The sequence below is a fragment of the Pseudomonadota bacterium genome, assembly GCA_026388255.1.
Classification (GTDB): Bacteria; Desulfobacterota; Syntrophorhabdia; order Syntrophorhabdales; family Syntrophorhabdaceae; genus JAPLKB01.
The window spans coordinates 1-5,831 of record JAPLKC010000114.1; the positions used below are offsets into that span (position 1 = coordinate 1).

Below are 5,831 nucleotides of genomic sequence, written 5' to 3' on the forward strand. Positions count from 1 at the left end.
CAGGTTTTTCTTTCCTGAAAACCTCCAGCGCCGCTTCGCCATTCTCTGCCTCAATCGGGAAAAACCCGTTATTATTAAGAAAATCGCTAAGCGTGAGCCTGATGTTTTTGTCATCGTCTACAATAAGAATTTTATTCATCCCCGTTCCTTTCTAATTATGCTGCACGATATTGTAAAAAGTTCATTTTACCTCATACATTTTTTGTGAACATATATTTTTTTCATGCGTAAGTGCTGGTTCAACATAAAAACCAACATCATGTCAACTGCCAAGAGCCTCCCTGACTTTTGCCAGCAACTCAGCAGACATAAGGGGTTTTTTTATAAAAAATCAACTTCTAATCTATTACCCCTGATCTGTCCATAATTCCATGCACGTATCCGATCATGAAACTGATTTTCTGTTTCCTATGGGTATCCTTACTTTATATGAATATATTGCAGGGGATACAAGACATTTAAATCTGGATTGTAAGAATTCTGTTTCTTGTGAGCGTCAAGAACTGTCATTTCCAGAAGCAATTTCTGATCAAGGCTCCTGGGAGTCTTGAAAATCAGATCGTTTCTGCCAGTAATAAAGAATCCCATTATTATAATATTTCCCAGTTTTCCTATATTTCCCGGTTTGCAAACCAGGGGGTATGGAATGTTTGCTACCCCCCCTATTATGTTAGCAGAGTATGTTTATGGAGATGGATAGCGGCAGAAAACTGGAGTTGAGTATGGAGGTGGTGCAGATGTATTTACCTGTGGATGAGAGAGTATATTTATTTCAAGTTGACTTTGAGGCGATTTGGTATTTTTTGTTTCTGTGGCAGATCGTGCCGATAAAAATCAACTTAAGAAAAGACCTCCTGTGCATTGCTGAAAATTGGATTTGGTTAAAGTTTCTGGATCTGCCTGACAATATTCCCCTAATGATGATTTCATTACCCATTTTAATAACTGTGAATTCAATAAGGTCCTTCACAAGCCTTCTCATTTAGAAGGATCAGGCATGTACCAGGAAATTCAATGTTCCTGTAATTACCCATGGTAATAGTAAACGGCAAGATTCAGAATATGCTCTTTTGGTTATCCTTTCTATAGGGCGACGGTAATTCCCCACTTTTGTGCTTAAAGGATTGATATGTTGCAGATATACCAGTAAACTTACTTGACAAATTATGAATAAAATGAAATCATGCAACAGGTGGAGCAATGATCACGAGTCCTAGTACCGGTGTAGAGATTATTTTGCCGGGGCGTCAGGACAATATCCTGTCTTCAGGAGCGCCTAATCTCATTGTGACATTGTCTCCACCTTTTATATCAACAACAGCAGATATAATCTGTAAATAAAATGAAGTGTCTTTTAAAATTGAATCGGCGTGATTTGAAAATTCTGTTTCTGTGGCAGATCGTGCCGATAATTTTCTATCTCAGAAAAGACATGCAAGTAATCTCCCCATTCTCCTTTCTCCTTTTTTATATATGGGAAAATGGGAATGGAGAATTTTAATGTTGATCTGGCATCAAATGAATTCTTCATCGGTGAAATAGTGCCAGTTTATAATAATGAGCGATATCTGACGAATGGTATTCCTGATATGAAAAAGATTTTTCTCTCTATGCCTGAAAACAGTTATTTCACTATAAAAGACAATGTTGCCCAGGATGAGGTGATAGAAAGTAATTGATACCGGCAGAAAGTGGGAGAGAAATTTTGTTGGAGGGGCTGGGAGAGTCAGGAATGTTGATGTGAGAGAGTGTTGACAGTTTTCTTAAGTCTATACAGACAACCTTTTATTAACTTTCATAGCAGCTATCATGCGGCAATAAATTGCCTGAAGTAGTTAATTTCTCTTACCCAAACAAGAATATTATGCAATAATAACAATTGAACATGTATAATTGGCTTTAGATGATGATTTATGCGTTTTCACAAATAATATCGCGAGGTTGTTGTGGGAAAGGTTGATATTCCGGAAACCGTGTATCATGATTACCTCAACACCCTCATAACCGGTAACAGGAAAGAGTGCTTGGACATCGTACAAGGCTTGCTGGACAGAGACATAGACATATACGATCTGTATATGCTGTTATTTCAGAAGGCAATGTATGAAATTGGCGAGATGTGGGAGATGAACAGGATCTCCGTTGCCGTGGAACACCTTGCCACATCTATTACAGAGAGTCTTCTGAGCCTTGTGTACCCCCGCATCTTTGCATCTGATCATATCGGCAGGAAGGCAGTTATCGCCTGTGTGGCCAATGAGTATCATCAGATTGGAGGCAAAATGGTGGCTGATATCTTCGAACTCCATGGTTGGGATGGTTACTTTTTGGGCGCCAATGTGCCGCCTGATGAACTTCTGAAGCTCATCGACAGCAAGAAGCCCGATCTCGTTGGTCTCTCTCTGGCTGTTTACTTCAATCTTGATAATCTTTTGAGAGTGATAGAAATGATCCGCCATACCTTTCGGTATCTGCCCATCCTTGTAGGAGGACAGGCTTTTCGCTGGGGAGGGGCTGATCAGGTATTGAAATATAAAGAAGTTACGTATATCTCTTCGCTGAGGGATTTGGAAAGGGAAATCCATGGCCTCTCTGACTGAATTAATCATGGAGTATGTACAGACAGAAGCATCCTTCATGGTCTTTCTCCTCGATAGCGAAGGACATATCCTGAATACCAACCGTTATACCCGGGAACTTGTGGGTAAAGATCTTCAACAACAGACACTGAACGACATCATCGTCGATTTTACCGGTACCGTAAAGTTATCGGGCCTTATAGAAGAGCCGGGCCGCGTGCATCTCCTGAATGTCAGGACAGCAGGAGGTCTTCCCCAAACCTTTTATTTTCGCTTCTTCCGTGCCGGTTCTGAAATCCTTGCCATTGGAGAGGTCAATAGCCTCGAACTTGAAACTCTCCGGAAGGGTCTCATTAACGCCAATAATGAATTGAGCAATCTCGGCAGGGAGCTTCAGAAAAAGAGCGCTGAACAGAAACGGGCAGGAGAGAAACTCCAGGATGCCCTGGAATATGTCGAGAACATTTTAGAAAACATGCGCGAGCCGCTTTTGGTGCTGAGTTCCGACCTTAAGATTCTCACAGCCAACCACAGCTTTTACGATACATTCAAGACAACACCCGAGGAAACAATCGGGAATTTCATCTATGATCTTGGTAACCGGCAATGGGACATCCCCAAACTGCGGATACCCTTTGAGGAGATTCTTCCACATGATACCATGTTCAATGGCTATGAAGTTGAGCATGATTTTCTAGATATCGGTCGAAAGATTATTCTGCTCAACACCCGTCAGGTTTTCCAGGAAAATATCGGCTCATATATTATCCTCCTGACTATGGAAGACATTACTGACCGCAAACTCGCCGAAGACCAGATCAAGGCCCTTCTTACAGAAAAGGAACTCCTCCTCCGGGAGGTGCACCATCGTATCAAGAACAACATGAATGTGGTCGTGAGTTTATTGTCGCTCCAGGCAAATCTGCTACAGGACCCGTCAGCCATCTCTGCCCTTGATGATTCGCAAAACCGTGTCCGGAGTATGATGGTTTTGTATGATAAGCTGTACCGGTCTGCTGATTTCAGAGAGCTATCAGCGAAGGAATACCTCACCTCTCTGATTGATGAAATTGTGGCCAATTTTCCCAACCATGAACCTGTAGCAGTTGAAAAACATATTGATGACTTTATCCTTGATGCAAAAACCTTATCCCCTATCGGTATGATTCTGAATGAGCTGCTTACTAACGCAATGAAATATGCCTTTATCGGCAGGGACAACCGGGTTATAGGAGTATCCCTTTCAATAAAGGATAATCACGCAACCCTCATTGTACAGGATAACGGCATCGGTATTCCTGAACCGATTGATATGGCAACTACCACCGGGTTCGGGATGCAGCTTGTCAATATCTTAGCAGAACAGCTTGAAGGGACCATCCGGATAGAAAGGCAGAATGGGACAACATTTGTTCTGGAATTTAACGTATGAGGTATCTGAGCCGGGGGTTTCACAAGAAAGGGCAAGGCCATGACTGAAAAGAGCACTACGAACAACCTGCGCCTTCGGGCGGAAGAGAGAATCAGGACAAAGGCCGCAGAGACGCCTGAAAAACTGAAAAAGTTAACGCCTGAAGAAACGCGGCAGGCGCTCCACGAACTACGGGTGCATCAGATCGAGCTTGAGATGCAGAATGAGGAACTGCGGCGGGCCCAGGCGGAACTGGACGCTACGCGGGTGCGCTATTTCGACCTCTATGACCTTGCCCCGGTGGGCTATTGCACCCTCAGCGAGCAGGGACTGATCCTGGAGGCCACTCTCATGGCAGCAACTCTATTGGGTGTGTCGAGAGGCGATCTGGTCAAATTACCTTTGTCCCGCTTTATCCACCAGGAAGACCAGGACACATACTACCTGAACTATAAACGGCTTCTTGATACACGTACGCCGCAGGTGTGCGAATTGAGGATAGTGCGACGGGATGGCGCCCGATTCTGCGTGCGGATGCAGGCGATAGCGGCGCAGGAATCTGACGGTATGCCGGTCTGCCGGGTTGTGATAAGCGACATCACAGCGCTCAAGGAGGCGGAAGAGGAGCGTGAGAAGCTTATCCTCGAACTCCAGGAAGCTTTTAGCAAAGTAAAAATGTTGAGCGGATTGCTTCCTGTATGCGCCTCCTGCAAGAAAATACGCAACGATAAAGGATACTGGGAACAAATAGAAGTCTATATACGAGATCACTCAGAGGCAACATTCACTCATGGTATTTGTCCTGCATGTGCCGAACAATTGTATCCGGAATATTATAAAAAGAAGTGAACCATATTTGATGCACTCGTAAAAAGTCAAAAAACCGTCACTCCCGTGAAAACGGGAGTCCAGAACACATTGAAATCAATAGATTCCTCGCAGCTCTGCTGCGGGGTAGTTTATTCAATAAAGAATTGAGTATTAAGTTTTGAAAGATGTCATGGCACTAACAACAATTCACTATCTTTTTACCATTCAACCAGAAAGGTACAGGAAGCGGCTCCTTTTTTCCGGCAGGGGGCGGCATCGTCATGGCGCACGGACGGACTTGAGCCGGAGGGCTGGAATCTCCTGACCATTGCTTCGATTATCCCTCTATCGAAATCACATGGATATGGATTTTCGCAGACCATTTTGACGCGCCGGTCTCCAACCTGCTCGTAGCCATAATGGCCGATACCTTCGGATTTTTGGCCGGTATTGGGATCGAACATTACCCGACCATTGCTCCGGTGGTTCATGTGGTAGGCTATATCAATTGCTGATAATGCCTTCTCTAACGAGTTTATTTCAGGGGGAAATTGAGCGTTCTCAGGAATCTTGCTCCCGATAACATTGAGCGTTGAATTACCGACACTTTCAGCAATATCTTTAAAAGCGTCAAGCCAGTTTTGCTGAAGGTACCATTGGCCTGGTGCCGGGTCATGAATACCGTGCTTTTCCAGAATATCAATACCCTTCTGCTTCAAAAAGCCCATACCGGTTAAAACTGAGAGCACAGTCTCTCCGTTAACTTCAACAGATTGTGAAAAAGCCTTGAATTGTGCCATAAAACCCTCCTTTGAAAGAATTTAGTTTTTATGAGTTCATCAAAGTTGGCAAAAATGTTTCTTCTTGTGAGTGGCTACTGAATAACTTCATGAGCTTTGGATAGAGCATCTTGAATGGATTCTCTGGTTGGCGGTTTTTTAACAACAACAAATGCCCCAAGAGACGTCACTTCTGTAAGTAACTCCGGATTAGTCTCTGACGAACATATAATGACAATGGCATTGGGATCA

At 43.6% G+C, this 5,831-nt stretch carries 6 protein-coding genes; 5 read left to right on the forward strand and 1 reads right to left on the reverse strand.

Going from position 1 to position 5,831, the window contains the following annotated elements; genetic code table 11:
* The first annotated feature begins 686 nt into the window (after positions 1–686).
* The 5 genes from NT178_16520 (at position 687) to NT178_16540 (ending at position 4,839) form a co-directional block, all read left to right on the forward strand.
* Positions 687–986 carry a hypothetical protein gene (locus tag NT178_16520; GenBank protein MCX5814126.1) on the forward strand — a complete coding sequence of 100 codons (300 nt, stop codon included), beginning with the start codon at positions 687–689 and terminating at the stop codon, positions 984–986.
* A gap of 501 nt (positions 987–1,487) precedes the next feature.
* Positions 1,488–1,679, forward strand: coding sequence for a hypothetical protein (locus tag NT178_16525; protein MCX5814127.1), 192 nt, complete (start codon positions 1,488–1,490; stop codon positions 1,677–1,679).
* A 267-nt stretch (positions 1,680–1,946) separates the two neighbouring features.
* The gene (locus tag NT178_16530; protein MCX5814128.1) at positions 1,947–2,600 is read left to right on the forward strand and encodes a cobalamin-dependent protein; all 654 of its coding nucleotides are present in this window, start codon (positions 1,947–1,949) and stop codon (positions 2,598–2,600) included.
* Positions 2,584–4,011 carry an ATP-binding protein gene (locus tag NT178_16535; protein MCX5814129.1) on the forward strand — a complete coding sequence of 476 codons (1,428 nt, stop codon included), beginning with the start codon at positions 2,584–2,586 and terminating at the stop codon, positions 4,009–4,011. The genes NT178_16530 and NT178_16535 overlap by 17 nt, the downstream gene beginning before the upstream one ends.
* Positions 4,012–4,050: 39 nt before the next feature.
* Positions 4,051–4,839 carry a PAS domain-containing protein gene (locus NT178_16540; protein MCX5814130.1) on the forward strand — a complete coding sequence of 263 codons (789 nt, stop codon included), beginning with the start codon at positions 4,051–4,053 and terminating at the stop codon, positions 4,837–4,839.
* A gap of 179 nt (positions 4,840–5,018) precedes the next feature.
* Here the strand turns inward: NT178_16540 and NT178_16545 are convergent, their stop codons facing one another.
* On the reverse strand, positions 5,019–5,600 hold the full coding sequence (locus NT178_16545) for a hypothetical protein (protein ID MCX5814131.1): 582 nt from the start codon (positions 5,598–5,600) through the stop codon (positions 5,019–5,021).
* Between the last annotated feature and the right edge of the window lie 231 nt (positions 5,601–5,831).